General features: G+C 60.4%; 2 protein-coding genes and 2 pseudogenes. 2 read left to right on the top strand and 2 right to left on the bottom strand.

Annotated features, from left to right (window positions below; genetic code table 11):
- Positions 1-214 (top strand): transposase domain-containing protein (locus JSE7799_RS04520; protein WP_144431554.1); only part of this gene is annotated, 214 nt, incomplete at its 5' end.
- 693 nt (positions 215-907) lie between these two features.
- Here JSE7799_RS04520 and JSE7799_RS04515 read toward each other — a convergent pair.
- Positions 908-1,435, bottom strand: coding sequence for a peroxiredoxin (locus JSE7799_RS04515; RefSeq protein ID WP_055662551.1), 528 nt, complete (start codon positions 1,433-1,435; stop codon positions 908-910).
- A gap of 153 nt (positions 1,436-1,588) precedes the next feature.
- Positions 1,589-2,203: pseudogene (locus JSE7799_RS04510) on the bottom strand (integrase core domain-containing protein); the annotation flags it as partial.
- A 107-nt stretch (positions 2,204-2,310) separates the two neighbouring features.
- Here JSE7799_RS04510 and JSE7799_RS04505 point away from each other — a divergent pair.
- Positions 2,311-2,535: pseudogene (locus tag JSE7799_RS04505) on the top strand (IS21 family transposase); the annotation flags it as partial.

Here is a 2,535-nt window from a genome sequence, read left to right as displayed (position 1 = left end):
CCCGATCGCTCTGAACAGGAAAAACGCGCTCTTCGCCGGGCACGACGAAGGTGGGAAGGCTTGGGGGCGCATCGCGTCTCTCATCGAGACCGCGAAGATCAACGGCGTCGAACCCTTCGCCTATCTAAAGGCCACCTTGGAGGCGATCGCGGACGGGCACCCCAAGAGCCGGATCGACGAACTCCTCCCCTGGAACTTCAATCCGTCAAGCTGAAACCAATGTGGGGCCCAGCTCCCGCTTACCCCCTTCTCAAAGAACCTCGCCGCCTACGGCCGCTGGCACGCCGCCCGGGACAACGGCCAGCGGGATTACCTTGACGTCCTCAGGCTGCTCCTCGCATCAGGCCCCCGCGCCAACACGGTTTGCTGACACCGCCCACTTCTCAGTTTCATCCTCTCATATAGAATCGTGGAAAGCCGCGCTGACTATCTGGCTTCACAGCTTTTGAAGTGTGCAAATTTGAATCGGGCTCACACGGGCTGCAGGTCTTCCGACTAGAGAAGACTGACGGAGAACAGTAGATTTCTGTTGAGGCTATTGGGATGAAAGGTCGACGCAATGTCGTGCTGATGTGGCTTTCCGCGAGCGCCGAGACACCTGAGAAATGGTGTGATCGGTAAGGGTACCGGTCACTGGCATTCCTGATAAACAAGTGTTCTGAAGTCGGGTCGTCATCCGAAACCGTACACATTTCAAACTCATGAAACTTCTGAGGCAGGCTCGGGTGCAAGATGCTCGGCACAGATCCGCAGTATCCTTACGGCAGGGAGCATCGGCGCCGACAGCTTCCCCGAAAGGACAAAATAGCGAAAGTTGCGGGGGATGAGGTCAGGCCCGCGCGCCAGTTCAAGCATTATTCTGCGGACGCCGACCGCACACAAGGTCGCGTGGTGCCGTGGTTAGTTGTCAGCCTCGGCGAATCTCTTCGAGAATTGTCTCTGCGCTGGAAACGTCCAAGGGCACGCCAGCCGGATTGTCCCGGAATTGGGGTTCGGCAAAGAATTTGGCAATCATACGATCTTTCACGAGCGCGGAGTAGCGCCAGCTGCGCATCCCCATGCCGTGGTTCGACCGCTCCACAAGCATTCCCATCTTGCGCGTGAACTCACCGTTGCCATCGGGCAGCATGTGAACCTTCGAGATCTCGCGAGACAGGCCCCATTGATACAGGACGAAGGCGTCATTGACGGAAACGCAGATGACCCGATCAATGCCCTCGGCAAGAAATTCGTCATGCAAACGCTCGAAGCCCGGAAGATGGCTGTCAGAGCAAGCCGGGGTGAAGGCGCCCGGAACCGCGAAAAGCACGATTCGCTTTCCGGCGAACACGTCATCGGTCGTGAGATTCTGCCACTCGAAGGGGTTGTCGCCGTCCAGCGCCGGATTGCGAACTCTGGTGTGGAAGACAGCGTCGGGAACATATCGCGGTATCATTTCTCAGCCTTCGGGTCGCGCGCGGCAGCAGTTGCAAGTTGGCGCAAAAGACGACGCGCCGCCGTCTTCTGCAACCGCAAAAGCTGAGAAAGTTCCGCCAGACTCTTACGTCACCGTCTTCACATAGTGACCTGCCCCCTTCGGGTCCCTCGATCATAGCGAGATTCTGCGGGTTTGAGATTGGTAGTCCGGTGGGTTGTTCTGGGCAAGCGCGCCGGGCGCAGGGCCCTCGAATTGCTCGAGCGCCCGGCGCGCTTCGAGCGGCGGCTGGTTTCCGAGCGATGAGTGCGGTCTGACGGCGTTGTAGTCGTAACGCCAGAGGGCCAGCTTCCGGCGGGCGTCATCCAGGGTGTCGAATATCTCCTCGTTCAACAGCTCGTCCCGGAGGCTGCCGTTGAATGACTCGATGAAGGCATTCTGCTGCGGCTTCCCGGGATCGATGTAGTGCCAAGGGACCCCGTTCTTGTCGGCCCACTTCAGGATGGCGCGGCTGGTGAACTCGGTCCCATTGTCGCTGACGATGCATGCGGGCTTCCCATGGACCCGCACCAGCGCGTCCAGCTCACGAGCCACACGGGCGCCTGAGATGCTTGTGTCGGCGATCAGGCACAGGTTATGCCGGCGGCAATCATCGATCACCGCCAAGATGCGGAACTTCCGCGACGCGCCGAAACTGTCCGCCAAGAAATCGAGCGACCAGCGCGCATTTGGGCGCGCCGCCTCCGGCATCGGCGTGCGCGACCCACGAGCCCGCTTGTGAGAACGGCGGTGCAAAAGTCTGCCACGGTAGCGGCGGGATGAGCCTGCTGCGGGCGGCGTAAAAGTCGTCCACCTTTACCCTCTCTGGCGGCAGGGAGGGCGGGAGGATTTTCACCGTGGACTTGTATCGTAAGGTGCGATTGGCCTGTGCGGAGGGCATGAGCCAGCGGGCGGCGGCGCATCACTTCGGGATTTCGCGCGACAGCGTTCAGAAGATGTTGGCGTTCTCGATTCCTCCAGGATACCGGCGAACGGCGCCCGTGAAGCGGCCGAAGCTGGACGGGTTCACCGGGATCATCGACGGCTGGCTGGATGGCGATCGCGAGGTCCATCGCAAGCAG

The organism is Jannaschia seosinensis (assembly GCF_001408515.1).
Classification (GTDB): Bacteria; Pseudomonadota; Alphaproteobacteria; order Rhodobacterales; family Rhodobacteraceae; genus Jannaschia; species Jannaschia seosinensis.
The sequence above is the reverse complement of the archived record's forward strand: the minus strand, read 5'-3'. Positions and strand labels throughout refer to the sequence as shown.